The organism is Sphingomonas insulae (assembly GCF_010450875.1).
In the GTDB taxonomy this organism is placed as follows: Bacteria; Pseudomonadota; Alphaproteobacteria; order Sphingomonadales; family Sphingomonadaceae; genus Sphingomonas; species Sphingomonas insulae.
The window spans coordinates 1342190-1366883 of sequence record NZ_CP048422.1 but is presented as its reverse complement, the minus strand read 5'-3'; the positions used below and the strand labels follow the sequence as shown (position 1 = coordinate 1366883).

The following is a 24694-nucleotide window of genomic DNA, read 5'->3' as shown; positions in this document are numbered from 1 at the left end:
CGGTCACCTCGATCAACGGGAACTAACCGGGCAGGTGCCCCGCCATGCGCCGCATCGCCGCCACGACCTGCAGGCGATCGATGGGCTTGGCATAGAATTCCGATCGGACCGGCAGGTCCAGATCGGCTGCCACGAACGTCGCTGCGGTCAGCACGATTTCGATCGGTGGCCAACGGCTGCGGATCATCGCGGCGATCTCGATCCCCTTCACCCCGCGTGGCATGTCGAGGTCCATGTACAGGATGCGGATGTCGGGCCGCCGCTCCAGGATCACGATCGCATTCTCGACGCTCATCGCCTCGACCGCCTCGAACCCCGCCCGCTCGACCATCGCGATGGCGTCGATGCGCAGCACCGGCTCGTCTTCGATGATGAGCACCGGCAGGCGCGTGATCGGCTGTGACTGACCCATGTTCCCGTCGTCTCTTTCGCGCGTCAGGCCTGTTGCACCTGATCCAGCGGCGCGCTCATCTCGATCGTCAGGCCATGACGATCGTAATGCTGCTCAACGCCGCCCGACCCGATAAGACCCATGCGAATGATCCGGGCGCCGAACCCGCGACGGACCGGCTCGGCCGCGGGTGGCCCGCCGCGTTCGCGCCAGGTGACGTGCAGCACGTCGCCGCCCGGCCCGGGTCGCACCGCCCAGGTCATCGTGACGACACCGTCGGGATGGCTCAACGCCCCGTATTTCGCCGCGTTGGTCGCCAGTTCGTGCAGCAACAGCGATAGCGACATCGCCGCGCGCGAACTGATCCACAGGTCGGGACCGGACATCCGCATCCGGTCCCCGGCAAAGGTCGCGAGCGCCGATCGGGCGACGTCGTGCAGGGTCGCGGCGGACCAGCTGCGCGTCAGCAACACGTCGTGGGCCGACGCCAGCGCCTTCAGCCGGCTACCGAATTCGGCCACGGCGGCATCGTCCGCCTTGCCGGCGAGCGTCTGCGCCGCGATCGCCTGGACGACGCTCAGCGTGTTCTTGACCCGATGCGCCAGCTCGCCGTTCAATATCTCCTGCTGCTCGACCGCGCGCAGCTGCTCGACCGCCGATCGCAGCCGGTATGCGACGTCGCCGATGAACTGCAGCTCGTCCTCGGTCCATGACCGCGGCCGATCGCTGCTGACGTAGAGCAGCGCGACGAACGTCCCGCGCTCGACCACCGGCGTGTTGACGAACGCCCGCGCGCTGCGTGCCTCCAGCGCCGCGGCATGGTCGCGGGTGCGTGGATCGGCACGGCAGTCGCGCACCACGACCGTGCGCCCCGCCTGCAGATCGTCGACATAGGAACCGAAGTCGCGGAAGTGGAGCGTTCCTGCCAGCGTCGCAGCACCTTCGCTCGTCCAGTTGCTCTCGACCGTGATCGTCTCCGTCGCGGCATCGACATCGCCATAGCCGACGAGCTGCACGTCCAGCGCCCGGCCAAGGATCGTGCTGGCTGCCATCGTCATGCTGCGGGCGTCGGTTTCCTGCTGCAACCGGTCGGTCAGCGCGATGATCGCCGCCTGCCGCCGTTCGCGCAGCACGCGATCGGTGACCTCGGTGAAGATGATGGTGAAGCGATCGTCGCCGGCGGGCTGGATCACGCCGTCGTACCAGCGCCCCAGCGTGCCGACCTGCCGGGTGAAGCGCAGCGATTCGCCGGTAGCGACGACGCGGGCGGCCCCGTCCACCCAGGCATCCTCGATTCCCGGAAACACCGAACGGATGGTCCGCCCCAGCGCACAGCCGCGTTCGATGCCGACCAGATCGTACCAGGCGTTGTTGACCTCTTCATAGCGCCAGTCGATCACCGCGCCATCCGCCGACCGCACCAGCGCGCCGAGGATGAACCCTTCCGCCAGCGTTTCGAATATCCGCCGCCAGCCGGCCTCCGCCCGGCTGAGGCCGTCGACAGCCGCGTCGCGCTCGCGTTCCGCCTGCACGCGGCCGGTCGTTTCGAGCGTGACGTTCAGCAGGCCGGCGACCTCGCCCCGCTCGTCGCGCACCGGTGAATAGGAAAAGGTCCACCAGGTCCGTTCGGGATAGCCGTTCCGGGTCATCACCAGCGGCATGTCCTGGAACGTCGACGTCTCGCCGCAGAAGGTGGCATCGACCAGCGGCGCGATATCCGCCCAGACATCGGCCCAGACGTCCGCGAAACGCGCCCCGAACGCCTGCGGGTGGCGGGAACCCAGCATCGGCGCATAGGCGTCGTTGTAGAGGAACAGGCCCTCCGTCCCCCACGCCAGACACATGGCGTGCCCCGACGCCATCATCATGTCCACGGCCGTGCGCAGGCTCTGCGGCCAGCCGGCGCGATCCCCCAGGGCGGTCGTGCTCCAGTCGTGTGCACGCAACATCCCGGCGCAACCCTGCAGCGCCCCGTCGTCCGCCTGCCTTTCCCCTCGTGTCGCGCCTTCGGTCATGCTCGTCCGCGTCTTGCCAGCCCATCGAACCCGAACGTTCGAAGCGCCGCCACGCCTAGAACAGGATCGGATCGGCGAAAAGACCGCGGCGTCTTCACACCGGTCTGCATTTTCTTACGGCATCGCAAGAACATCGAAACCGGTGTGGCCGTCGATGCAGGATCGCCGCCGGCTCCGGATAACGGCAGCTGGCCATCGATCAGGACACATCGCCCCGCCCCCCCCCGCCCCCAACTACCTGCACCCGCCAGCGCGACCCGCCGAGGGACGCACGCGTCTTCCTCGACTTCCGCGCGCCGACCCGCCACACTCCGGCGATGGACACACCTCTCCGCACCGGCGGCCGCATTCTGGTCGACCAGCTGCTCGCACAGGGTTGCGAGCGTATCTTCACCGTTCCCGGCGAAAGCTTCCTCGCCGTGCTCGACGCGCTGCACGACACCGACCGGATCCAGATCGTCACCTGCCGGCAGGAAGGCGGCGCGGCGTTCATGGCCTGCGCGGACGGTACGCTGATGCACCGCCCCGGCGTCGCCTTCGTCACCCGTGGCCCGGGCGCGACCAATGCGTCGATCGGCGTCCATGTCGCGCGGCAGGATTCGCAGCCGATGATCCTGTTCATCGGCGACGTCGACCGCGGCACCCGCGACCGCGAGGCGTTTCAGGAGGTCGATTTCCAGGCGATGTTCGCGCCGCTGGCGAAATGGGCGGCGCGGATCGACGATGCCGCGCGCATCCCGGAATATATCGCGCGCGCCTACGCCGTGGCGATGAACGGTCGCCCCGGCCCGGTGGTGCTCGCCCTGCCCGAGGACATGCTGCTCGACCGGGTCGAGGCGGTCGACCGCCCCCGCGTCGAACGCCTGGCGCAGGGCTGCGACGAAGCCGCGATGGACCAGTTCGCCGATCTGCTCGCCACCGCCGAACGCCCGGTCGCGATCGTCGGCGGCGCCGGCTGGGACAATATCGCCGCGCAGGATTTCGCCGCCTGGGCCGATCGCACCGGCGTGCCCGTCGCCGCCGCCTTCCGCCGGCAGGATGCGATTCCCAACGCCTGCCCCAGCTATGCCGGCAATCTCGGCTATGGCCCCAACACCCGGCTCGTGGCCCGGATCAAGGCGGCCGACCTGCTGATCGTCGCCGGCCCGCGGCTGGGGGAGGCGAGCACGGACGGCTATACGCTGGTGACGCCGGATCACCCCGGCCAACGGCTGATCCACGTCCACCCGGACGCGAACGAACTCGGCATGACCTATCGCACCGACCTGTCGATCTGCGCCGGCATGGCCGATTTTGCCGAGGCGATCGCCGCGATCGACGGCCCGCCGCGCCCCGGCGGGGCGGAGGCGCATGCCGAATGGCTCGCCTGGTCCACGCCGGCAGCGCGCCCGGGCGTCGCGATGGACCTTGGTCCCTGCGTCGCGGCGATGCGCGATGTGCTGCCCGCGGACACCATCATCTGCAACGGCGCGGGCAATTACAGCGGCTGGTGGCACCGATACTGGCCCTATGCCGCCCCCGGCACGCAGCTGGCGCCGACCGCCGGCGCGATGGGCTACGGCCTGCCCGCCGCCGTCGCCGCCGCGCTGCGCTACCCCGACCGCCAGGTCGTGGCGCTCGCCGGCGACGGCTGTTTCCTGATGAACGGACAGGAACTCGCCACCGCGGTCCAGCATGACGCGCAATTGCTGGTGCTGGTGATCGACAATGGCGGCTACGGCACCATCCGCATGCATCAGGAGCGGGAATTCCCCGGCCGCGTGTCGGCAACGGCGCTGGCCAACCCCGACTTCGTCGCGCTCGCCCGCGCCTATGGCTGCTGGGCGGAAACGGTCGACCGCACCGCAGATTTCGCGCCGGCATTGTCGCGGGCGCAGGCGCAGCGCGGCGTGCGCCTGCTGCACCTCAAGACCGATATCGAGGTCATCACCGCCGGCACCACGCTCGCCGCGATCAGGGACCGCTAGCAGCATCGCCCCCGGCAAGGGCCGGGGGCACCATCCGTCGCAAGGCACAGCGCAAGTCCGAACACCTCATCCGACCCCGCCGCGGCAGCGCCGGCAACAGGGGCGGAGGCATTCCCGCCCCCGCCCCGGCATCGTCAGCGCAGCTTTTCCGACCCGTTGATCAATGCGGCCTTCTGCTCGTCGGGCATCGCCTGCGCATTGATATCGGCATCGTCGATCGCATCGGCCTGCTGGTCGCCGCTCGCGCGCACCGCCTTCGCCTGGTCTTCCATATTGTCGGCGGCGGCTTCCAGTGCATCGGCGCGGTTGTCCGCCGCGGCCTCGACCTGGCTGCCGAGCTTGTCGTCGCCCTTGCCGCCACAGGCGGCGAGCGACAATGCCATGGCGCCAAGGCCCAGCGCGATCATCGTCTTCTTCATGTCATGTCCCCTTTCAAATGGATCAGTCTGACGTGAAAAAGCCGCCCCGCGATCGGGACGGCCTCTCCAATACGCTTACGCGATGCTCAGGTCAGATATCGTCGCCGAGCGCGCCCTTGACGCTGCCCTTGACCTTCTCGCCCTTGCCTTCGACCTGCTGCGCCTGACCTTCGGCGACCAGCTTGTCGTTATCGGTGTGCTTGCCGATGGCTTCCTTGGCGTTGCCGATGGCTTCGTTGACCGTGCCTTTGACCTTGTCGGCGAACTCGCCCATAAAAACCTCCTGCGAAATCTGCGTCCCGCCAGCCGGGCCGCTTGATCTGACGCAAGAATAACGGGCTCAACTCGGACCGGTTCCGTGACAATTTCGTCAGGATACAACTCTACTAGCGCAATCCGGCCCTGTTAGATCAATCCAGCCAGGGGACTGGACGGATCGGCATAGCGCCGCTGCCCCATCCGCCCGGCACGATAGGCAAGCCGCCCCGCCTCCACCGCCGATCGCATCGCCGCCGCCATCATCACCGGGTCCTTCGCCTCGGCGATCGCGGTGTTCATCAATACGCCGTCGCAACCCAGTTCCATCGCCACCGCCGCGTCGGATGCGGTGCCGACGCCCGCATCGACCAGCACCGGCACGCCCGCGCCCTCGACGATCAGCCGGATGGTGATGCGGTTCTGGATGCCCAGCCCCGATCCGATCGGCGCGCCCAGCGGCATGATCGCCACCGCGCCGGCATTCTCCAGCCGCTTCGCCGCGATCGGATCGTCGACGCAATAGACCATCGGCTTGAACCCCTCGTTGGCCAGCACTTCCGTCGCGCGCAGCGTCTCGTGCATGTCGGGGTACAGCGTCTTCGCCTCGCCCAGCACCTCCAGCTTGACGAGGTCCCAGCCGCCCGCCTCACGCGCCAGCCGCAGCGTGCGGATCGCGCTCTCCGCGTCGAAACAGCCCGCGGTATTGGGCAGATAGGTGACCTTTTTCGGATCGATATAGTCCATCAGCAACGGCTGGTTGCGATCGGAGATGTTGACCCGCCGCACCGCAACGGTGACGATTTCCGCCCCGGACGCTGCCAGCGCAGCGGCGTTCTGCGCGAAATCCTTATACTTGCCCGTGCCGACGATCAGCCGCGACCGGAACGTCCGCCCCGCCACCGTCCAGCTGTCGTCCGCGACCGGCTTCAGATGGTCGCCACCACCGACGCCCGCGGCCGCATGGTCGCCACCACCCACGAACGTCACGATCTCCAGATCGTCGCCATCCTCGACGCACACGTCGGCCAGCGTCGATCGCGGCACGATCTCGAGGTTCCGCTCCACCGCGACCTTCTCGGGCACCAGCCCCAGTTCGCTTGCGAGATCGGCGAGGGTCAATCCGGCGGTAACCCGCTTGTGCTCGCCGTTGACGGTGATCGATACGGTGCCATCGCTATGGGGCATGACGCGCAAAACTCCTTGATCCGCCCCATCTAGGCGCGTGGTCGTTCGTGTCCACCTTTGGAAGGATGATTCACGCGAAGACGCGAAGACGCAAAGAAGAATGGTTCACGCGGAGACGCGGAGGCGCGGAGAGATGTCCCGTGCGGCCCGCTCACTCCTTCCCGCGCAGCGGCCCATATCCTCACACGGAAATGATGATGAGAGCCCGCTACCGCGGGTGAGTCCCTCTCCGCGCCTCCGCGCCTCCGCGTGAACCAAACCTTGTTCCTTCACTTCGCGTCCTGGCGTCTTCGCGCGAAAACCACCGTCTTTGCACCGCCCGCCAAACAGCGATAAGCCCACGCCATGACCGACACGATCTACGTCCTCAACGGCCCCAACCTGAACCTCCTCGGCACCCGCGAGCCGGAGATCTACGGCAGCGACACGCTCGACGACATCGCCGGCCAGCTCGAGGATCGCGCCCGCGAACTCGATCTCGACATCGACATGCGCCAGTCCAACCACGAAGGCCATCTGGTCGACTGGCTGCACGAGGCGCAGGCGCGCGGCGCAAAGGCGGTGATCCTCAACGCCGGCGCCTTCACCCACACCTCGATCGCCGTCCACGATGCGATAAAGGGCATCAGGACGCCGGTGATCGAGGTCCACCTCTCCAACCCGCACACCCGTGAGGACTTCCGCCATATCAGCTACGTGGGGCGCGCGGCGAAGGGAACCATCGCCGGCTTCGGTGCGCTCTCGTACACCCTTGCGCTTGAAGCGGCGGCGCGCTTCTGACAGGAGGCCTCCCCATGACTGAACAGACCAACAATGGTGCCCCCACCCAGTCGATGCAGGTCGACGTCAACCTCGTGCGCCAGCTCGCCGAACTGCTCGACGCCACCCACCTCACCGAAATCGAGGTAGAGGAAGGCGACCGCAAGATTCGCGTCGCGCGCAAGGCCGCGGCACAGGCAGCACCGGTATATGCGGCGCCGCAGCCGATGGCATCCGCGCCGGTCGCCGCATCGGCTCCGCCCGCCGCGGAAGCGGGCGCGATGGCCCCGACGCTCGCCAGCGCGAACGCCGTGAAATCGCCGATGGTCGGCACCTGCTACCTGTCCGCCGAACCCGGCGCCAAGCCATTCGTCAGCGTCGGCCAGACCGTCGCCGCCGGCGATACGCTGCTGATCGTCGAGGCGATGAAGGTCATGAACCCGATCACTGCGCCATCGGCGGGCGTCGTGCGCCAGATCCTGATCGAAAACGGCCAGCCGGTCGAATTCGACCAGCCGCTCGTGGTGGTCGAGTAACCGCCCCGTGGCTTCCACCCCAACGCGCCAGATCAAGAAACTGCTGATCGCCAATCGCGGCGAGATCGCCCTGCGCATTCACCGCGCCTGCCATGAAATGGGCATCAAGACGGTGGCGGTGCATTCCACCGCCGATGCCGACGCGATGCACGTCCGGCTCGCGGATGAGGCGATCTGCATCGGCCCGCCTGCCGCCGCCGACAGCTATCTCAACATTCCCAACATCATTTCGGCGGCAGAGATCAGCGGCGCCGACGCGATCCATCCGGGCTATGGCTTCCTCAGCGAAAACGCGCGCTTCGCGGAAATCGTCGAGCTGCATAACCTGATCTTCGTCGGGCCCAAGCCCGAACATATCCGCACGATGGGCGACAAGATCGAGGCGAAGCGTACCGCAGGCGCGCTCGGCCTGCCGCTCGTCCCCGGCAGCGACGGTGCGATCGGCGACCTCGCCGAGGCCAAGGCGATCGCGGCGAAGGCCGGCTATCCCGTCATCATCAAGGCGGCGTCGGGCGGCGGTGGCCGCGGCATGAAGGTCTGCAATTCCGAGGATGAACTCGAAACGCTGATGCAGCAGGCCGGCAGCGAGGCGAAGGCCGCGTTCGGCGATGCCACCGTCTATCTCGAAAAGTATCTCGGCAATCCCCGCCATATCGAGATCCAGGTCTTCGGCGACGGCAACGGCAATGCGATCCATCTCGGCGAACGCGATTGCTCGCTGCAACGCCGCCACCAGAAGGTGCTGGAGGAGGCCCCCTCGCCCGTGCTGGGCAAGGACGACCGCGAACGGATCGGCGGCATCTGCGCGCGCGCGATGGCCGACATGGGTTATCGCGGTGCCGGGACGATCGAATTCCTGTGGGAAGACGGCGAATTCTACTTCATCGAGATGAACACCCGGCTGCAGGTCGAGCATCCGGTGACCGAGATGATCACCGGCCTCGACCTCGTCCGCGAACAGATCCGCATCGCCGAGGGGCATCCGCTCACCCTGCGCCAGCAGGACGTGCAGTTCCGCGGCCACGCGATCGAATGCCGTATCAACGCCGAGGATCCGCGCACCTTCGCCCCCTCGCCCGGCCTCGTGAAGCAGTTCCACGCCCCCGGCGGCATGCACGTGCGCGTCGATAGCGGCCTGTACGCCGGCTATAAGGTCCCGCCCTATTACGACAGCATGATCGCCAAGCTGATCGTCTACGGCACGACCCGCGAAGGCGCGCTCCGCCGCCTCCGCCGCGCGCTGGAGGAATTCGTGATCGAGGGGCCGACGACGACGATCCCGCTCCACCAGGCGCTGCTCGACGATCCGGAATTCCAGGAAGGCCGGTACACGATCAAGTGGCTCGAAGAATGGCTGGCGAAACAGGCCTGACGACAATCCCTCTCCTTCCAGGAGAGGGAGGGAGCGGTGCGCAGCACCGCGGAAGGGTGAGGACAAGCGCGATGCGGCAACCGACGAGCACTCACCCACACCCCGCGCCACCCCTCCCGCCGAGACCCGGCAAGTGAACGCCACCATCTACCACAACCCGCGCTGCGGCACCTCGCGCAGCACGCTCGCCCTGCTCACCGAAGCCGGCGCCGACGTCACCATCGTCGAATACCTCCGGCACCCGCCGACGGTCGCCGAACTCGCCCGCATTTACGCCCGCGCTGGGCTCTCCCCACGCGAAGGCCTGCGCATGACCGAACCGGCGGCCAGGGCACTGGTCGATGCCAGCGACGCCGACGTGCTCAAGGCCATGGCGATCGACCCGATCCTGATCCAGCGCCCGCTCGTCGAAACCCCCAAGGGCGTCGTCCTCGCCCGCCCGCCCGAACGCGTCCTCGCCATCCTCTGACGATGCTCTCCGGTGAAGGCAGGATCGCGGCGACGGCCGCGAATATCGCTGTCCTACATGATCGCGCACCCTTATCCTGCCGCCATGGCCCACCCTCGCCCCTGCCCGAACCATCACCGCAGGGTGTCGGCGGGGAAGCGATTTCGACGCGCACGTAGTGTCAACTTCGGCAACTTCCGCGCCTCCGACTCGAAAATCGGCTCGATGCCCAATCGCCGGGCAGCAGGCGCCGAACTGCCCGTTTCGAAGGCAGTAAATCCGTCCGAATCCGTGTTGCCCCGCGGGGCGCGGGCTGGCACGTTTGGTGCAACACCCGCGCTCGGGGCGAGGGTTCAATCTAGGGGCGTGTGCCGGTGAAGAAGGTCGAAGCCATCATCAAGCCATTCAAGCTGGATGAGGTGAAGGAAGCGCTGCATGAGATCGGCGTCAGCGGCATCACCGTGACCGAGGCCAAGGGCTTCGGGCGCCAGAAGGGCCATACCGAACTCTATCGCGGCGCCGAATATGTCGTCGATTTCCTCCCCAAGGTGAAGCTCGAGGTCGTCGTCGAGGATGCGTTGACGGACCGCGTGGTGGAGGCGATCGCCGCTGCCGCGCAGACCGGTCGCATCGGCGACGGCAAGATTTTCGTCATCCCCGTCGAGACCGCCTTGCGCATCCGCACCGGCGAACGCGACGAAGCCGCGATCTGACTTTTCTCACTATCGTCACTACGAAAGAGACACGCACATGGCTGCCACCGCCAACGACATCCTGAACAAGATCAAGGAAGAAGAGATCGAATGGGTCGATCTGCGCTTCACCGACCCCAAGGGCAAGTGGCAGCATCTGACCATGGTCGCGAGCGTCATGGGCGAGGACGAGTTCACCGACGGCCTGATGTTCGACGGTTCGTCGATCGAAGGCTGGAAGGCGATCAACGAATCCGACATGGTGCTGAAGCCCGATCTGGACGCGGTCTACACCGATCCGTTCTCGGCCACCCCGATGCTGATCGTGTTCTGCGACGTCGTCGAACCGTCGACCGGTGAACTCTACGCCCGCGATCCTCGCTCGACCGCCAAGCGCGCCGAGGCATATCTCAAGACCACCGGCATCGGCGACACCGTCTACGTCGGCCCCGAAGCCGAATTCTTCATGTTCGACAACGTGCAGTTCGACACGAACTACGCCGAATCCTACTTCAAGATCGACGATATCGAACTGCCGACCAACACCGGTCGCGAATATGAAGGCGGCAACCTCGGCCACCGTCCGCGCGCCAAGGGCGGCTATTTCCCGGTCGCGCCGGTCGATTCCGCGGTCGATATCCGCGGCGAGATGGTCTCGACCATGCTCGAAATGGGCCTGCCCTGCGACAAGCACCACCACGAGGTCGCGGCCGCGCAGCACGAACTCGGCATGACCTTCGGCACGCTCACCACCACCGCCGACCGCATGCAGATCTACAAGTACGTCGTCCATCAGGTCGCGCATGCCTATGGCAAGTCGGCGACCTTCATGCCCAAGCCGATCAAGGAAGATAACGGTTCGGGCATGCACACCCACTTTTCGATCTGGGACGGCAAGACCCCGCTGTTCGCGGGCGAGAAGTACGCCGGCCTGTCGGACATGTGCCTGTATTTCATCGGTGGCATCATCAAGCATGCCAAGGCGATCAACGCCTTCACCAATCCGACCACCAACAGCTACAAGCGCCTGGTGCCGGGCTACGAAGCGCCGGTGCTGCTCGCCTATTCCGCGCGCAACCGTTCGGCGTCGTGCCGCATCCCCTACGGCACCGGCCCCAAGGCGAAGCGCGTCGAAGTCCGCTTCCCCGATGCGATGGCCAACCCCTATCTTGCCTATGCGGCGCTGATGATGGCGGGCCTCGATGGCATCCAGAACAAGATCCACCCGGGTGAGGCAATGGACAAGAACCTGTACGACCTGCCCCCGGCAGAGCTCGCCCAGGTCCCGACCGTCTGTTCCTCGCTGCGCGAGGCGCTGGAATGCCTGACCGCCGACCATGATTTCCTGCTCAAGGGCGACGTCTTCTCGAAGGACCAGATCGAAGCCTATGTCGAGATAAAGTGGGCCGAAGTCGCGCGGTGGGAAATGACCCCTTCGCCGGTCGAATACGACATGTACTACAGCGCCTGAGGCGACCGGGCCGGGCGCGCGGTGCGGCCCGGCCCAACCACGGGTCTGCCAAAGGGGGCGTCCGGCCGGGCCGGGCGCCCCTCGCTGGTCCCGACAGCCCGCTACCATTCGAGCGCGCACGAAAAGGGGGCACCGATCTCCCGACCGGCGCCCCCTTTGGATGATATCGAAGCGTTACTTCTGGCAGGCGACGATAGCGGTCACCACCGAGATGGTCTCTTCCGGATCGCGCACCCGCACCGTATCAAGCCCCAGCTCCTTCGCCGGATAGTCGTTGCCGCCGGGGAAGATCGCATCGCCGATGAACATCATCTTATCGAGCGCGATGCCACTTTCGTCGCGCAGCTTCTTGAGGCCATAGGCCTTGTCGACGCCCTCCTGCGTGATGTCGATCGAGGTGGCGCCGCCCATATTGATCGACAGGCCCGGCAACCGCTGCTTGAGATCCGCCTGGATCACCTTGCGCTTCTCGAACTTGGGGTCCCAATGCTCCTTTTCGGCGACGGGCGCTTCCTGGCCCAACGCCGAGAATGTGATCTGGCTGCCACGATCCTCGATCCGCTCGCCCCACGTCCTTTCGGGCACGAAACCCGTCGCTTCCAGCGATTCGTCGAAGGCCTTCAGGATTTTCGCCTTGGTCGCATCGTCAAACAGCTCGGCATAGACGGCGCCCCATTCGCCATCGCGATAGGTGTACAGCTTGGTGCCCGTCGTCGGCATCAGCCACAGCTTCGACAGATCGGCCCGCGCCGGCAGGCGGCTGGCGACCTGTTTCTGGAACTGCGGCCAGTCTCCGCCCGAAATCACCGCGACATGCGCGACGCCCAGCAAATCGGCCAACGCTTCACCCATCGGCTCCTGCAAGGGCTGCTTGCTCTCGGCCAGCGTTCCATCGAGGTCGAAGGCAATCAGGTCTTTCATGCAGATACTCCGATACGGGGAAAGATCATCGTGTCGATGGCGTGGGCCACGCCATCGGCGTCATTGCCGGTGGTGACGGCGTGCGCAACCGCCTTCACGCCGTCGGGCGCGTTGCCCATCGCGATGGCGAGGCCCGCGCGCGTCAGCATCGGCACGTCGTTGAACTGGTCGCCAAGGACCGCGACGGCCTGCAGCGGCTCATCGAACGTCGCGGCCAGCGCGACCAGCCCGTCACCTTTGTTGGCGGCGAGCGCGGTGACGTCGAGGTAATAGACCTGGCTCTGCGCGATCGTCGCGTCTGCGCCATGCGCCGCCTTGCACCGCTCCGCGAGGTCGGCGAGCATCGCGTGGTCGTCGCTGACGAAGGTCACCTTGTCGGCATGGTTGAGCAGTTCGGCAAAGTCGCTGGTGACGACCGGCGCCTGGTTCGATGCCAGCCGTTCGCTGCCGACATGCGCGCCCTGGTCATCCGAAGCGTACCAGATGTTGTCGGCGAACACCCAGATATCAACCGGGCTGTCGGCGGCGATTCCCATCACGCCTTTCGCCACGGCCGCGTCGATGACGTGATGCTCGCTCACCTCGCCCTTGCGATTGAAGATGATGCCGCCGTTGAACGCCGCCATCGGCGCATCGATCGCAAGCGTCTCGGCGATCGGCATGATGCCTGACATCGGCCGCGCACTGATGACGGTGAAGCCGATGCCCGCATCCTCCAGCCGCCGTACCGCCGCGACCGTCGCGGGCGTCAGCTGTTTCTTCTTGTCGACCAACGTGCCGTCGATGTCCGACACGACGAGGCGCAGGGTCGCTTCGTCAGCGCTCACTGCGGCATCTCGACATGTCCGCCGAAGCCGTAGCGCATGGCGGACAACAGCTTGTCGCCGAAGGTGTGTTCGATCCGGCTGCGATAGCGCGCGAACAGCGCCGCGGTGAGGACGTTGGCCGGGACCTTTTCCTCCATCGCCGCATCGATCGTCCATTGCCCCTCGCCCGAATCGGCGACGCTGCCGCTGAACTGGACGAGCATCTCGTCCTTCGCCAGGGCGATCGCCGAGAGATCGAGCAACCACGACGATATCACGCTGCCGCGCCGCCACACTTCGGCGATGTCGGTCAGGTTGAGGTCGAAGCGTTCGTCCTCGGGCAGCTTGTCGCTCGCCTTCGACTTCAGGATGTCGAAACCCTCGGCATAGGCCTGCATCAGGCCGTATTCGATGCCGTTATGCACCATCTTGACGAAATGGCCGGCGCCCGGGGGACCTGCGTGGATGAAGCCCTTTTCGGCGCGCCAGTCCTCGCCATCGGGGCGGTCGTACGGCGTGCGCGTGATGTCGCCCATGCCGGGCGCCAGCGTTTCGAAGATCGGGTCGAGCCGGGTCAGCACCTCCTCGCGCCCGCCAATCATCATGCAATAGCCGCGCTCGCGTCCCCAGACGCCGCCCGACGTGCCGACGTCGACATAGTCGATGCCCTGTTCCGCCAACGCCTTGGCGCGTCGGATGTCGTCCTTGTAGAAGCTGTTGCCGCCGTCGATCACGACGTCGCCCTTCGCGGCCTTGGCGGCGATCGCCTCGATCGTCTGTTCGGTGATCGCGCCGGCGGGCAGCATGATCCACCAGATCGCGCCCTCGCCCAGCTTTTCGCGCACATCGTCCAGCGAGGTGGCTGCGATCGCGCCATCGTCGGCAAGCTTGCGGACAGCCTCCTCATCGCGGTCATAGGCAACGATCTCATGTCCGCCCGTCATCAGCCGGCGCGCCATGTTCCCGCCCATGCGGCCAAGGCCGATCATTCCGATCTTCATATCTGCTGTCCTGCGGAGGTTTATGGGGAATGACCGTTCAACCCGGCAGCGACCGAGTTGTTGCGTCGCCGAAGGTCACGAAAGTCCCACTCGTGCGAGGAGCCGCGCCGCGCCGACGCCGCTCCTCCACGATACGTCAGGCAGCCGCCGGCTGCTTCGCCGCGATCGAGCCCAGCAGATCGTCGAACGCCTTGGCGAACGACGCGACGCCCTCTGCCACCAGCGTGTCGGTGACGCCGGTCAGGTTCAGCCCCAGCCGGTCTGCCTCCGCCATCACCTGCCGCGCTTCGTCCACGCCCTCGTTCAGCGTGTCCGCCACGGTGCCGCGCTCCCGGAACGCATCCATCGTCGCCGGCGGCATCGTATTGACGGTGTCGCGACCGATCAGCGTGTCGACGTACAGCGTATCGCGATACGCCTTGTCCTTCACGCCGGTCGACGCCCACAGCAACCGCTGCGGCTGCGCGCCCTTGGCGGCCAACGCCTGCCACCGGTCCGACTTCTCGAACTCCAGGAACCATTGATAGGCCATCTTGGCGTTGGCGATCGCCACCTTGCCGCGCAGGCGCTTCAGTGCCTCGGCATCGGCATCGCCCTCACCCACGCGGCGATCGATCTCCTTGTCGACCATCGTGTCGATGCGACTGACGAAGAAGCTGGCGACGCTGGCGATCCGGTCGATCGGCTGGCCTTGCCGCACGCGTTCTTCGAGGCCCGTGGCATAGGCTTCGGCGACGCGGATGTAGGCGTCGAGCGCGAACAGCAAGGTCACGTTGACGTTGATGCCCTTCGCGATCGTCGCGCTGATCGCCGGTCCGCCCGCCAGCGTGCCGGGGATCTTGATCATCAGGTTCGGGCGGTCGACGGCATGCCACAGCTTTTCCGCTTCCGCGATCGTCGCATCGGTGTCGTCGGCGATGTAGGGCGATACCTCGAGGCTGACATAGCCGTCCTTGCCGTCGAGCCGGTCGTAGACGGGACGCAGCGTCTCCGCAGCAGCCTTGATGTCCTGGATCGCCAGCGCCTCATAACGGTCGATCGTCGCCGCGTCGGGGTTCGTCCGATCGAACTCGGCGAGACTGGAATCATAGGCGTCGCCATGGCCCATCGCCTTTTCGAAGATCGACGGGTTGGAGGTGACTCCGGTCAATCCGTCCTCGTTCACCAGCTTTTCCAGACCCTTGGCCTCGAGGAACTTGCGATCCACGAAGTCGAGCCAAACCGCGGTTCCCGCAGCCGAGAGGTCGTTGAGCTTACCCATCACTTCGTCTCCAGCATCTCGCGCGCCACCTTCACGACATTGTCGAGGGTGAAGCCGTATTTGTCCTGCAGCTTGGATATGGGGGCGGAGGCACCGAACGTCGACATGGTGATCGTGCTCCCCTTCAACCCGACATAGCGATGCCAGCCCATCTCGCCGGCCTGTTCGACCGCGAGGCGCAACGGCACGGCCGATGGCAGCACGCTTTCCTTGTAATCGTCGGATTGCAGTTCGTAGCGATACCAGCTCGGCAGGCTGACGACGCGGCTCTTCACCCCGTCGGCGGCCAGCTTTTCGTGCGCATCGACGACCAGCGATAATTCGCTGCCCGTCGCGATCAGGATCACGTCCGGCGTACCGTCGCAATCGGCCAGCACATAGCCGCCCTTCATCACGCCCTCGGCAGCCGCATATTTGCCGCGGTCGAGCGTCGGCAGCGCCTGGCGCGAAAAGATCAGCGCGGTCGGACGGCTGGCATCCTCCAGCGCCGCACGCCACGCATAGGCGACCTCGTTCGCATCGCCGGGACGGATCGTGTCGAGACCGGGGATCGCGCGCAGCGTCGCCAGATGCTCGATCGGCTGGTGGGTCGGACCGTCTTCGCCGACGCCGATCGAATCGTGCGTGAACACCCAGACGCTGGCGAGCTCCATGATCGCCGACAGGCGGATCGGCGCACGCATATAGTCGGCAAACACCAGGAAGGTGGAACCGTAGCTGCGCAGATGCGACAGCGTCATGCCGTTGACCACGCCGCCCATGCCATGTTCGCGCACGCCAAAGTGGAAGTTCTGGCCGCCGTAATTGTCCGCCTCGAACGACGCCTTGCCCTTGATGTCGGTCTTGGTGGATGGCGCCAGATCGGCGGACCCGCCGATCAGCCATGGCACCCTGGCCGCCAGCGCGTTCAGCACCTTGCCACCGGAATCGCGGCTGGCGAGACCCTTCGCATCGGCCGGGAATTCGGGGATGTCGGCATCCCAGCCCTCGGGCAGCTTGTCCTTGAGCATCAGGTCGAGTTCGGCGCCGAGGTCGGGATAGGCCTCGCCATATTTGGCCAGCATCGCCTCCCATGCATGGCGCAGCGGCTCGCTGCGATCGGCGATGGCGCTACGGAAACGCTCCGCCACGCCCTCGGGGATGTAGAAGCTCTTGTCCTCCGGCCAGCCATATGCCTTCTTGGTGGCGCGGACATTGTCTTCGCCCAGCGGCTCGCCATGTGCCTTTTCGCTGCCCGCCTTGGGGCTCCCATAGCCGATCACCGAATGGACGACGATGAAGGTCGGCCGATCGTCGGTGGCCTTGAACGTTTCGATCGCCCTGGCGAACGCCTTGGTGTCGTTGGCGTCGTCGAGGTGGATGACGTTCCAGCCATAGGCCTGGAAGCGCAGGCCGACGTCCTCGTCGAACGCCAGGTCGGTGCCACCCTCGATCGAGATGTGGTTGCTGTCGTAGATCCAGCAGAGGTTGCTGAGCTTGAGATGCCCGGCAAGGCTCGCCGCCTCGGCCGCGACGCCCTCCATCATGTCGCCGTCGCCGCACAGCGTGTAGACGTCATGATCGAACAGCGTGAAGTCAGGGCGGTTGTAGCGCGCGGCGAGCCAGCGTTCGGCAATGGCCATGCCGACCGAATTGGAACAGCCCGCGCCCAGCGGCCCCGTCGTCGTCTCGACCCCGGTGGTGTGGCGATATTCGGGGTGGCCCGGGGTACGCGAGGCGAGCTGGCGGAAACCCTTGAGGTCGTCGAGGGTCAGCGCCGCGCGGCCGGTCTTGTTGCCGTCCGCATCGATCTCTTCGATCCCGGCGAGGTGGATGAGGCTGTAGAGCAGCATCGAGGCGTGGCCGACCGACAGCACGAAGCGGTCGCGGTTGGGCCAGTCGGCACGCGACGGATCGTAGCGAAGGAACTGCGACCACAGGGTATAGCCGACCGGCGCCAGCGCCATCGGCGTGCCGGGGTGGCCGGAATTCGCCTTCTGCACCGCGTCCATCGACAGGGTGCGGATCGTATCGATGGTCAGGCGCGACAGCGAGCCATCCTCGTGCAGCATCGGATCGGTCGCGCCGGTGGCGGCGGTCTTGGTATCGGTCATGGGAATGAATGCCCTCGCTCTAACCCTGCGTCGAACGCCTGCACGCCCGATCTGTTGCGGTTGCGGACGCCTTTAACGAGACGGGCCGTCCCGTTCCAGCCGCGAAACGACCCCGGCGTCGGCGATATAGGCGCCATCGACCTCGGTCAGGAACAGGCCGTGACCCAGCACGCCGGGGATAGTGTCCAGCCAGGCCGCTGTTTCGACCGGATCGTGCAAGTCGAACCGGCCGTCCGCGATCCAGTTTCCATTGTCCGTCAGATAGGGCGCGTTCGCCTGCATGCGCAGCACCGCGCCCTCGCCCAGCGCCGCCATCAGCGATGCGTGCGCGAACGGCAGGATTTCGACCGGCACCCTGGCCGCGCCGATCGTCGCCACCCGCTTCGACCCGTCGGCGATCACCACCATCCGGTCCGATGCCGCCGCCACCACCTTCTCGCGCAGCATCGCGCCGCCAGCGCCCTTGACCGCATACAGCCGGTCGTCGATCTCGTCCGCGCCGTCGATGGTCAGGTCGACCCGCGGCACGTCGGCGAAATCCAGCATGACGATGCCGAGCTGCCGCGCCAGCGCCTCGCTCGCCCGCGACGTCGCGACCGCCCGCACCGCCAGCCCCTGCGCCACCCGCGCGCCCAGCGCCCGGATCGCCTGCGTCGCGGTCGATCCGGTGCCGAGGCCAACGAGCATGCCGTCCTGCACCTCTGCCACCGCCGCCCGGCCGGCGGCCGCCTTGTCGAAATCGGCGGGATCTGCCGGGTCGGTCATGACGGGTTCCTATCTGTATTGCTACATTTTGCGACATTAATAACCGGGCGACAACGCCGGTCCGGGTTGCTTTTCCGCAACGAACCCCGCCATTAGGGCAGCAAGAGCAACCGATCGCCGTAGCCGCGCATTGTCGCGCAGCAGCGGCTGTGCAAGCCGAGACACGAGCCGGGTGACCCATTTGACCATTGCTTCGACCCGGACCCACCGGTTGTTCACCGGCGTCACCATGACTGCGATCGCCCTGTTGCTGGCCGGATGCGGCAACAGCGAATCGCAGGACAAGGGGGCCGGCAAGGGCGGTGCAGGCGGCGCCGGGCGCGGCCCCACCACCGTCGGCTATGTCGTCGTCCAGCCGACCAGCGCGGCGATGGTCACCGAACTCGCCGCGCGTACCAGCGCCTACGAAAGCTCGGACGTCCGCCCGCAGGTCAACGGCATCATCCGCCGCCGCTTCTTCACCGAAGGATCGCTGGTGAAGCGCGGCCAGCCGCTCTACGAAATCGATCCGCGCCTGTACCGGGCTGCGGCGAACGAGGCGCAGGCGAACCTGCAAAGCGCCCGCGCCAATCAGGAGGCCTTGCGGATCCAGGCCGAACGCTATCGCCCGCTCGCCGCGATCGAGGCGGTGTCGAAGCAGGAATATACGAACGCGATCGCCTCCGCGCGTCAGGCCACCGCATCGGTCGCGCAGACCAGCGCGGCGCTGGAAACGGCACGGATCAACCTCAAGTTCACCACCGTCCCCGCGCCGATCACCGGGCGGATCGGCCGGTCGCTGTTCACCGTTGGCGCACTCGTATCGGCCAGCCAGACCGACCCGCTGGCGCAGATCCAGCGGCTCGACCCGATGTTCGTCGACATCCAGCAGTCCGCCGCCGACATGCTCTCGCTGCGCCGCAGCCTGTCGCAAAACGGCATCGTGCCGACGACGGCGCAGGTCCGGCTGAAGCTGGAGGACGGCAGCGATTATGGCCAGACCGGCAGCGTCGAATTCTCCGAAGCGCTGGTGAATACCGAAACCGGCACGGTGACGCTGCGCGCGCGCATCCCCAATCCGCAAGGCATCCTGCTGCCGGGCATGTTCGTGCGGGCAAGCTTCGCTCAGGCGATCAACGAACGCGCATTCCTGGTGCCGCAAGAAGCGCTGAGCCGCGATGCCAAGGGCAATGCGACGGTGATGCTGGTCGGCCAGAACGGCAAGACGGTGCAGAAGCCCGTCACCGCCGCGCGCACGCAGGGCCGCTATTGGGTGGTGACCACCGGCCTCAACCCCGGTGACAAGATCATCACGCAGGGCCTCAACAACCTGCGCCCCGGTGCGCAGGTCAAGGCGGTGCCGGCGAACAGCCCGCAGGTGGTGAAGCCACCGCAACAGGGCAAGGACGGGCAGCAACAGGGCGCCTCGCAAAGCAAGGCCGGCTAAGCCGCCATGATCAGTCGCATCTTCATCGATCGCCCCATCTTCGCATGGGTGCTCGCCATCATCGTCATGCTCGCCGGCGTCGGCGCGATTATGAGCCTGCCGATCGCGCAATATCCCGACGTCGCGCCGCCGCAGGTGTCGATACGCGCCACCTTCCCCGGCGCATCGGCGCAGACGCTGCAAAATTCGGTGACGCAGGTCATCGAACAGCAGCTGACCGGCATCGACGGCCTGCTCTATTTCAGCTCGTCCTCGTCGAGCCGCGGCGCGGTGACGATCACCGCGACCTTCGACAAGGGTACCGACCCCGACATCGCCCAGGTGCAGGTGCAGAACCAGGTGCAGCAGGCGGTCGCGCGTCTGCCGCAACAGGTGCAGCAGCAGGGCCTCGTCGTCCGCAAGTCGAACCCCGACTTCCTGCTGATCGCCGGCGTCTATGACGAGACGGATACCAAGACCAACCAGGACGTCAGCGACTATCTCGTCTCCAACCTCCAGGACCCGCTCGGCCGTGTGCAGGGCGTCGGCGACACCAACGTGTTCGGGTCGCAATATGCGATGCGCATCTGGCTGAACCCGGAACGGCTCGCCAGCTATTCGCTGATCCCATCGGACATCACGACCGCGATCCAGAACCAGAATACCGAAGTCGCGGCGGGTGAGGTCGGCGGCCTGCCGTCCGGCCCCGAACAGATGCTGAACGCGACCGTCACCGCCCAGTCGCGCCTCCAGACGCCCGAGCAATTCCGCGCCATCATCATCAAGACGCTGCCGTCCGGCGCCACCGTGCGCCTGTCCGACGTCGGTCGCATCGAACTCGGCGCAGAGAGCTATGCCGCGGTCAGCCGCATCAACCGCCATCCCGGCGCCGGCATCGCCGTGCTGCTCGCCCCCGGCGCCGACGCGCTGGAGACGGCCGAGCTGGTAAAGGCGGAGATCACGCGCGTCGCCAAGACCTTCCCGCCCGGCCTCAAGGTCGCCTACGCCAACGACACCACCGCCTTCATCAAATTGTCGATCGAGGAAGTCGTCAAGACGCTGATCGAGGCGGTGATCCTCGTCGTCATCGTCATGTTCGTCTTCCTGCAAAGCTGGCGCGCCACGCTGGTGCCGACGATCGCGGTGCCGGTCGTGCTGCTCGGCACCTTCGCGGTCTTTTATCTCGCGGGTTTCTCGATCAACACGCTGACGCTGTTCGGTCTCGTCCTCGCCATCGGCCTGCTCGTCGACGACGCCATCGTCGTCGTCGAGAACGTCGAGCGGCTGATGGAGGAAAATCCCGACATGAGCCCGCGTGAGGCGACGATCGAATCGATGAACGAGATCACCGTCGCGCTGATCGCCATTGCCCTCGTCCTGTCGGCGGTGTTCCTGCCGATGGCGTTCTTCGGCGGATCGACCGGCGTCATCTATCGCCAGTTCTCGCTCACCATCGTCGCGGCGATGGTCCTGTCCGTGCTCGTCGCGCTGATCCTCAGTCCCGCGCTCACCGCCTCGCTGCTGAAGCAGAAGTCGAAGGAGGCAGAGGAGAACCAGGGTTTCAAGCGCCGCTTCCCCAGGATCGCCGGATGGGGCACCAAGGCGGCCGACTGGTTCAACCGCACCTTCGATCGCGGCGTCGAACGCTACACCGCCGCGGTGATGGCGGTGGTCAATCGCAAATGGCTGTTCCTGCTCCTCTACCTCGGCTTCGTCGCCCTGCTCGCCGGGCTGTTCCTGCGCCTGCCGACGGGCTTCCTGCCGACCGAGGACCAGGGTTCGGCGATTGTGCAGTTCCGCCTGCCGCCGGGTGCGACACAGGCGCGCACGTTGCAGGTGCAACGGCAGGTCGAGCAATATTTCGCGAACAACGAGGGCAAGAACACCTCCGTCCTGTTCACCGTCGCGGGCGGCGGCGGTGGCGGCGTCAGTGGCCAGAACACCGGCCAGGGCTTCCTGAACTTCGTCGACTGGTCGCAGCGCAAGGGCAAGGAGAACACGGCGGATGCGATTACCGGCCGTGCATCCGGCGCGTTCCGCGGCCTGCGCGATGCACAGGTGTTTGCGCTGGTGCCGCCGGCGGTACGCGGCCTCGGCCAGTCCGACGGCTTCACCATGGAATTGCAGAACACCGGCGGCCTCAGCCAGGACCAGTTCGCCGCCGCGCGCGACAAGCTGCTCGCCGCCGCGAATGCGGATCCGTTGCTTGCCTCCGTCCGCCTGACCGAACTGCCCGACATCGCGACGTTGCGCGTCGACATGGACCAGCAGAAACTGGCCGCTTTGGGCCTGACCCAGACCAATGCCAATTCGACGCTTACGACCGCCTGGGGTGGCCAGTACGTCAACGACTTCATCGACCGCGGCCGCGTCAAGCGGGTGTATGTGCAGGGCGATGCCCCCTATCGGTCCGCGCCCGACGATCTGAAGAAATGGTTCGTGCGCGGCTCCAGCGGCCAGATGGTGCCCTTCTCGTCCTTCGCCACCACCGGCTGGGCGACCGCCCCGACGACGCTGTCGCGGTTCAACGGCATCTCGTCCTACGAATTCCAGGGCTCTGCCGCGTCCGGCAAGAGTTCGGGCGATGCGATGGCCCGCATGACGGAACTGGCGGCGCAAATCCCCGGCACCTCGGTCGCCTGGGCGGGCCTGTCCTATCAGGAACGCCTGTCCTCGGGTCAGGCGCCCTTGCTCTACGGCCTGTCGATCCTGGTCGTCTTCCTGTGCCTTGCGGCGCTGTACGAAAGCTGGTCGATCCCGTTCGCCGTGCTGCTCGTCATCCCGCTCGGGCTGATCGGCGCCATCGCCTTCGTGACGCTGCGCGGCCTCACCAACGATGTCTACCTCCAGATCGGGCTGCTGACGACGATGGGGCTGGCGGCGAAGAACGCGATCCTGATGATCGAATTCGCCGAACAGGCCGAACGCAAAGGCGCGCGCGTCATCGATGCCGCGCTGGAAGCCGCCAAGATCCGCCTTCGCCCGATCCTGATGACGTCGTTCGCCTTCATCTTCGGCGTGCTGCCGCTGGCGATCTCGACCGGCGCGGGCGCGAACAGCCGCATTGCAATCGGTACCGCGGTGATCGGCGGCATGCTGTCGGCGACCTTCCTTGCGATCTTCTACATCCCGCTGTTCTTCGTGCTGGTCCGCCGCGGCGTGCGCGACGGCATCGCCAAGCTGCGTGGCCGCCCCACCGGACACCAGGGCGGGCAGGACGATCACCCCCCTGCGCCCCCGATGCCGCCCGCGAATCCGGCAACAACGCCCCCCGCCCCCAAGCCCCCCGCCCCCAAGCCGGAGCCTGCATGATGCCCGGGATCCATGCTCGCCTGATCCTCGCCCTCGCCCTTGGCGGCAGCGCCCTCGCCGGCTGTTCGATGGAGCCGAAATACGTTCGCTCCGAACTGCCGGTCCCCGCGTCATGGCCGGTCGGCGACGCCTACCTCCGCCAGAGCGAGGCGGCGTTGCCGGCGATCACCTATCGCGACGTGTTCAGGGACCGGCGCCTGCAAACTCTGATCGACCGCGCGTTGGTCAACAACCGCGACCTGCGCGTGTCCGCGGCCAATATCGCCGCCGCCCGCGCGCAATATCGCATCCAGCGTGCCGACCTGTTCCCGGCGGTCGATGCCTCGGGCCGCTACACCTATTCGGGCGGCGGCATTGGCGCACGCAGCGTGGCGGGCAGCGGCAGTACCGGCGGTACGGGAACGGGCGGGACCGGGACCGGCGGCACAGGTACGGGCACTGGCACGGGTACGGGCACCGGGGGCACAGGTACGGGGGGCACCGGCACCAATACGGGCACCATCACCACCAGCAGCGCCGGCAACAGCGCCTTTTCCGCATCGGTCGGCACCACCGCTTTCGAACTCGACCTGTTCGGCCGTATCCGGTCGCTGTCCCGCGCCGCGCTCGATCGCTATTTCGCTACGGAGGCTGGCGCGCGCGCCACCCGCCTGACGCTGGTCGGCGACATCGCCGACGCGTGGCTCACCTATGCCGCGGACCAGAGCCTGCTCAAGATCGCGCGCGACACGGCGACCAGCGCGCAGAAGAGCGTCCGCCTTACCCGCGCCCGGCTGGAAGGGGGGATCAGCGCCCGCACCGACCTGCGCCAGGCCGAACAGATCCTCGAAACCGCCAACGCCGACCTTGCGCAGCAGACCACGCTGGTGGCGCAGGATGCCAACGCGCTGCAATTGCTGGTCGGCGCGCCGGTCGATGCCGCGCTGCTCCCCGCCTCGATCGACGAGGCGCAGACGACGATCGCCACATTGCCGGCCGGTCTCGACAGCGGCATCCTGCTGCGCCGCCCCGACGTGGTGCAATCCGAATACGAACTGCGCGCCTACAATGCCGAAATCGGTGCGGCGCGCGCCGCGCTGTTCCCGCGTATCTCGCTGACCGGGCTGGTCGGTTTCGCCAGCACGGCGCTGTCGTCGCTCTTTTCGGGCGGCGCGTTCAACTATTCGGTGGCGCCATCGGTCAGCTATCCGATCTTCCAGGCCGGCGCTGCCCGCAACAACGTGCGCTATACCGAGGCGCAGCGCGACGCCGCGCTCGCCACCTACGAAAAGACGATCCAGACCGCATTCCAGGAAACCGCCGACGCGCTCGCCCGCCAGGGTACGCTCGCGGCGCAGTTGCGCGCACAAACCAACTTCCAGACCGCCGCAGCGGATACGCTGCGGCTGGTCAACGCGCGCTATCAGGGCGGCATCGACACGTTCCTGTCCAGCCTCGATGCGCAGCGTTCGTTCTACACTGCGCAGCGCACCCTGGTGTCGACCACATTGATCGGTGCCAGCAATCGCGTGACGCTATACCGTGTGCTCGGTGGCGATTCGTCGCTGGAGGCGACACCGCAAGGTCCGCAGCCGGTCGCGCCGGGTGGCACGCCCCGCCCGGCGTAAGCCCCGATCC

At 66.6% G+C, this 24694-nt stretch carries 21 protein-coding genes; 10 read left to right on the top strand and 11 right to left on the bottom strand.

Annotated features, from left to right (window positions below; translation table 11 throughout):
• Positions 1–22 precede the first annotated feature (22 nt).
• Complete coding sequence (locus GTH33_RS08075; protein ID WP_163957980.1) at positions 23–412, bottom strand: response regulator; 390 nt, start codon at positions 410–412, stop codon at positions 23–25.
• Between the two features lie 23 nt (positions 413–435).
• Positions 436–2340, bottom strand: coding sequence for a PAS domain-containing sensor histidine kinase (locus GTH33_RS08070; protein WP_163957979.1), 1905 nt, complete (start codon positions 2338–2340; stop codon positions 436–438).
• A gap of 383 nt (positions 2341–2723) precedes the next feature.
• On the opposite strand from GTH33_RS08070, the gene GTH33_RS08065 reads away from it, so the two are divergent.
• Complete coding sequence (locus GTH33_RS08065) at positions 2724–4373, top strand: thiamine pyrophosphate-binding protein (protein ID WP_163957978.1); 1650 nt, start codon at positions 2724–2726, stop codon at positions 4371–4373.
• Positions 4374–4507: 134 nt separating this feature from the next.
• Here the strand turns inward: GTH33_RS08065 and GTH33_RS08060 are convergent, their stop codons facing one another.
• The 3 genes from GTH33_RS08060 to thiS all read right to left on the bottom strand — a co-directional run bounded on the left by GTH33_RS08060 (position 4508) and on the right by thiS (position 6235).
• Positions 4508–4792: a hypothetical protein gene (locus GTH33_RS08060; RefSeq protein WP_163957977.1), complete on the bottom strand. Its 285-nt coding sequence runs from the start codon at positions 4790–4792 to the stop codon at positions 4508–4510.
• 91 nt (positions 4793–4883) lie between these two features.
• Positions 4884–5066 carry a CsbD family protein gene (locus GTH33_RS08055; protein ID WP_163957976.1) on the bottom strand — a complete coding sequence of 61 codons (183 nt, stop codon included), beginning with the start codon at positions 5064–5066 and terminating at the stop codon, positions 4884–4886.
• A 131-nt stretch (positions 5067–5197) separates the two neighbouring features.
• On the bottom strand, positions 5198–6235 hold the full coding sequence (thiS, locus tag GTH33_RS08050; protein ID WP_163957975.1) for a sulfur carrier protein ThiS: 1038 nt from the start codon (positions 6233–6235) through the stop codon (positions 5198–5200).
• Positions 6236–6580: 345 nt separating this feature from the next.
• Here thiS and aroQ point away from each other — a divergent pair, with 345 nt between their 5' ends.
• From aroQ to glnA, 6 genes are all read left to right on the top strand, one after another.
• The gene (gene aroQ / locus GTH33_RS08045) at positions 6581–7015 is read left to right on the top strand and encodes a type II 3-dehydroquinate dehydratase (RefSeq protein WP_163957974.1); all 435 of its coding nucleotides are present in this window, start codon (positions 6581–6583) and stop codon (positions 7013–7015) included.
• Positions 7016–7029: 14 nt separating this feature from the next.
• Positions 7030–7530, top strand: a complete 501-nt coding sequence (gene accB / locus GTH33_RS08040) for an acetyl-CoA carboxylase biotin carboxyl carrier protein (RefSeq protein ID WP_163957973.1) — start codon at positions 7030–7032, stop codon at positions 7528–7530.
• Positions 7531–7537: 7 nt separating this feature from the next.
• Positions 7538–8902: an acetyl-CoA carboxylase biotin carboxylase subunit gene (gene accC, locus GTH33_RS08035; RefSeq protein WP_163957972.1), complete on the top strand. Its 1365-nt coding sequence runs from the start codon at positions 7538–7540 to the stop codon at positions 8900–8902.
• A 133-nt stretch (positions 8903–9035) separates the two neighbouring features.
• Complete coding sequence (locus tag GTH33_RS08030; RefSeq protein ID WP_163957971.1) at positions 9036–9371, top strand: arsenate reductase family protein; 336 nt, start codon at positions 9036–9038, stop codon at positions 9369–9371.
• A 353-nt stretch (positions 9372–9724) separates the two neighbouring features.
• The gene (locus GTH33_RS08025; RefSeq protein WP_163957970.1) at positions 9725–10063 is read left to right on the top strand and encodes a P-II family nitrogen regulator; all 339 of its coding nucleotides are present in this window, start codon (positions 9725–9727) and stop codon (positions 10061–10063) included.
• A 37-nt stretch (positions 10064–10100) separates the two neighbouring features.
• The gene (gene glnA, locus GTH33_RS08020) at positions 10101–11513 is read left to right on the top strand and encodes a type I glutamate--ammonia ligase (RefSeq protein WP_163957969.1); all 1413 of its coding nucleotides are present in this window, start codon (positions 10101–10103) and stop codon (positions 11511–11513) included.
• Positions 11514–11687: 174 nt separating this feature from the next.
• Here the strand turns inward: glnA and GTH33_RS08015 are convergent, their stop codons facing one another.
• The 6 genes from GTH33_RS08015 to rpiA all read right to left on the bottom strand — a co-directional run bounded on the left by GTH33_RS08015 (position 11688) and on the right by rpiA (position 18360).
• On the bottom strand, positions 11688–12434 hold the full coding sequence (locus tag GTH33_RS08015; protein ID WP_163957968.1) for an HAD-IIB family hydrolase: 747 nt from the start codon (positions 12432–12434) through the stop codon (positions 11688–11690).
• Complete coding sequence (locus GTH33_RS08010; RefSeq protein WP_163957967.1) at positions 12431–13261, bottom strand: Cof-type HAD-IIB family hydrolase; 831 nt, start codon at positions 13259–13261, stop codon at positions 12431–12433. The genes GTH33_RS08015 and GTH33_RS08010 overlap by 4 nt, the downstream gene beginning before the upstream one ends.
• The gene (gnd, locus tag GTH33_RS08005; protein WP_163957966.1) at positions 13258–14241 is read right to left on the bottom strand and encodes a phosphogluconate dehydrogenase (NAD(+)-dependent, decarboxylating); all 984 of its coding nucleotides are present in this window, start codon (positions 14239–14241) and stop codon (positions 13258–13260) included. The genes GTH33_RS08010 and gnd overlap by 4 nt, the downstream gene beginning before the upstream one ends.
• 136 nt (positions 14242–14377) lie before the next feature.
• Positions 14378–15502, bottom strand: coding sequence for a transaldolase (gene tal / locus GTH33_RS08000; protein WP_163957965.1), 1125 nt, complete (start codon positions 15500–15502; stop codon positions 14378–14380).
• A complete protein-coding gene (gene tkt, locus GTH33_RS07995) occupies positions 15502–17595 on the bottom strand; it encodes a transketolase (RefSeq protein ID WP_163957964.1) in 2094 nt (697 codons plus the stop codon). The genes tal and tkt overlap by 1 nt, the downstream gene beginning before the upstream one ends.
• A gap of 72 nt (positions 17596–17667) precedes the next feature.
• Complete coding sequence (gene rpiA / locus GTH33_RS07990) at positions 17668–18360, bottom strand: ribose-5-phosphate isomerase RpiA (RefSeq protein WP_163957963.1); 693 nt, start codon at positions 18358–18360, stop codon at positions 17668–17670.
• Between the two features lie 229 nt (positions 18361–18589).
• Between rpiA and GTH33_RS07985 the strand changes: the two genes are divergently transcribed.
• The 3 genes from GTH33_RS07985 to GTH33_RS07975 are packed head-to-tail and all read left to right on the top strand — an operon-like array spanning position 18590 to position 24684.
• On the top strand, positions 18590–19786 hold the full coding sequence (locus GTH33_RS07985; protein WP_163959752.1) for an efflux RND transporter periplasmic adaptor subunit: 1197 nt from the start codon (positions 18590–18592) through the stop codon (positions 19784–19786).
• A 6-nt stretch (positions 19787–19792) separates the two neighbouring features.
• The gene (locus tag GTH33_RS07980) at positions 19793–23077 is read left to right on the top strand and encodes an efflux RND transporter permease subunit (protein ID WP_163957962.1); all 3285 of its coding nucleotides are present in this window, start codon (positions 19793–19795) and stop codon (positions 23075–23077) included.
• Positions 23074–24684, top strand: a complete 1611-nt coding sequence (locus tag GTH33_RS07975; protein WP_243848391.1) for an efflux transporter outer membrane subunit — start codon at positions 23074–23076, stop codon at positions 24682–24684. Before GTH33_RS07980 ends, GTH33_RS07975 begins: the two co-directional genes overlap by 4 nt.
• Positions 24685–24694 lie beyond the last annotated feature (10 nt).

Excerpts from the sequence above, each read along its gene's own strand:
- gnd (WP_163957966.1), bottom strand. The coding sequence starts at position 14,241 with ATGAAGATCGGAATGATCGGCCTTGGCCGCATGGGCGGGAACATGGCG.
- GTH33_RS08070 (WP_163957979.1), bottom strand. The coding sequence starts at position 2,340 with ATGTTGCGTGCACACGACTGGAGCACGACCGCCCTGGGGGATCGCGCC.
- tal (WP_163957965.1), bottom strand. The coding sequence starts at position 15,502 with ATGGGTAAGCTCAACGACCTCTCGGCTGCGGGAACCGCGGTTTGGCTC.
- thiS (WP_163957975.1), bottom strand. The coding sequence starts at position 6,235 with ATGCCCCATAGCGATGGCACCGTATCGATCACCGTCAACGGCGAGCAC.
- accB (WP_163957973.1), top strand. The coding sequence starts at position 7,030 with ATGACTGAACAGACCAACAATGGTGCCCCCACCCAGTCGATGCAGGTC.
- tkt (WP_163957964.1), bottom strand. The coding sequence starts at position 17,595 with ATGACCGATACCAAGACCGCCGCCACCGGCGCGACCGATCCGATGCTG.
- GTH33_RS08055 (WP_163957976.1), bottom strand. The coding sequence starts at position 5,066 with ATGGGCGAGTTCGCCGACAAGGTCAAAGGCACGGTCAACGAAGCCATC.
- GTH33_RS08060 (WP_163957977.1), bottom strand. The coding sequence starts at position 4,792 with ATGAAGAAGACGATGATCGCGCTGGGCCTTGGCGCCATGGCATTGTCG.
- GTH33_RS08015 (WP_163957968.1), bottom strand. The coding sequence starts at position 12,434 with ATGAAAGACCTGATTGCCTTCGACCTCGATGGAACGCTGGCCGAGAGC.
- aroQ (WP_163957974.1), top strand. The coding sequence starts at position 6,581 with ATGACCGACACGATCTACGTCCTCAACGGCCCCAACCTGAACCTCCTC.
- rpiA (WP_163957963.1), bottom strand. The coding sequence starts at position 18,360 with ATGACCGACCCGGCAGATCCCGCCGATTTCGACAAGGCGGCCGCCGGC.
- GTH33_RS07975 (WP_243848391.1), top strand. The coding sequence starts at position 23,074 with ATGATGCCCGGGATCCATGCTCGCCTGATCCTCGCCCTCGCCCTTGGC.
- glnA (WP_163957969.1), top strand. The coding sequence starts at position 10,101 with ATGGCTGCCACCGCCAACGACATCCTGAACAAGATCAAGGAAGAAGAG.
- GTH33_RS08075 (WP_163957980.1), bottom strand. The coding sequence starts at position 412 with ATGGGTCAGTCACAGCCGATCACGCGCCTGCCGGTGCTCATCATCGAA.
- GTH33_RS08065 (WP_163957978.1), top strand. The coding sequence starts at position 2,724 with ATGGACACACCTCTCCGCACCGGCGGCCGCATTCTGGTCGACCAGCTG.
- GTH33_RS07985 (WP_163959752.1), top strand. The coding sequence starts at position 18,590 with ATGACTGCGATCGCCCTGTTGCTGGCCGGATGCGGCAACAGCGAATCG.
- GTH33_RS07980 (WP_163957962.1), top strand. The coding sequence starts at position 19,793 with ATGATCAGTCGCATCTTCATCGATCGCCCCATCTTCGCATGGGTGCTC.